This is a genomic window from Burkholderia sp. Tr-862 (assembly GCF_011753085.1).
In the GTDB taxonomy this organism is placed as follows: domain Bacteria; phylum Pseudomonadota; class Gammaproteobacteria; order Burkholderiales; family Burkholderiaceae; genus Burkholderia; species Burkholderia ambifaria.
In genome coordinates this window covers 1-1,044 of the sequence record NZ_VWWG01000396.1, presented here as the reverse complement: position 1 = coordinate 1,044, position 1,044 = coordinate 1, and the positions used below count along the sequence as shown (strand labels likewise).

At 73.9% G+C, this 1,044-nt stretch carries 2 protein-coding genes; both read right to left on the bottom strand.

Annotated features, from left to right (window positions below; translation table 11 throughout):
* Positions 1-60 precede the first annotated feature (60 nt).
* On the bottom strand, positions 61-861 hold the full coding sequence (gene fhuF, locus F3J14_RS35105; protein WP_166726778.1) for a siderophore-iron reductase FhuF: 801 nt from the start codon (positions 859-861) through the stop codon (positions 61-63).
* Positions 858-1,044: iron chelate uptake ABC transporter family permease subunit (locus F3J14_RS35100; RefSeq protein ID WP_166726777.1), on the bottom strand; the 187-nt coding region annotated here is incomplete at its 5' end. The genes fhuF and F3J14_RS35100, both read right to left, overlap by 4 nt.

The following is a 1,044-nucleotide window of genomic DNA, read 5'->3' as shown; positions in this document are numbered from 1 at the left end:
CGCAGCACGCGGCGCCGAGCGCGGCCAGTGCGCCGAGCGCATGGCGGCGGCCGGCACGCGTCACCGGATCGCGTCCTGCCCGGTCAGCGCCGCGTCGTCCATCGTCAATAGCAGGGGGCAGCTTCCACACAGTTGCGTTTCTCCAGGAATTTCATAGCGCAGGCAGCACACACGACGTGCGCGAAACGGTGTCGGCAGCAGCGGCGAGCGCGGCACGGCATCGCGCACCGGCAGGCGCAGCGGATTCGGCTCGCCGCGCACGCAGGACGCGCCGAACAGCCAGTCCGCATCCCGAACGGGATCCGCCGCGCACGGTAGCGACCGGTACGTGCCGAGCAGATAGTCGAGCAGGTTGCCCGCGTTGCTCCACAGCACGCGCGGCGTGACGCGGCCCATTGCCGCGAGCAGGTCGATCACCGCGCCGAGATGCGCGACGAGCCCCGCATAGCGCGGCGCGGGATCGCTGCACGGCGCGCCGAGCGCGGCCGGCGCGAAATACAGCGCGGCCGGCATCCCGTCGTCGAGCGCGACGAACGTGCGTTCCGGCGCCATGTCGAGCGGCCGGCCGAGCGTCAGCGCTGCAACCACGCCGGCGGGCGCCGCGCGGCCGAAGTAGTACTTGCTCCATTGCGACATCAGCGCGCGCGCATGCTGCGCCGGATCGCCGCCGTAGTGTCGGACCATCGCGTCGAGCACCGCGTCGCGATGCTCGGGCAGCGCGCTCACGGGCACGACGATCCGGCCCGGCGCGTGCGTGTCGTCGGGCATCCCGAGCCACACGACGTCGAGATGCTCGGCGAACGGTTCCGGCGCGAACGCGGAGAAGCGCGTGGCGCATGCGCCGTCGAGCGCCGGTGTCATCGCCCCGTGCGCCGGGCGCGGCGCCCCTCGAGGATCAACAGCCCGAGCAGGTACGGCGCGCCGATCAGCGCGGTCAGCACGCCGGCCGGCACTTCGCGCGGCCGGACGACCGCGCGGGCCGCCAGATCGGCCGGGCGGCGGACCAGCGCGGGACGGGAAGAGCGCCGGGGGGGGCAAGAGGGG

Coding starts and splice junctions, on each gene's coding strand:
- fhuF (WP_166726778.1), bottom strand. CDS start 861: ATGACACCGGCGCTCGACGGCGCATGCGCCACGCGCTTCTCCGCGTTC.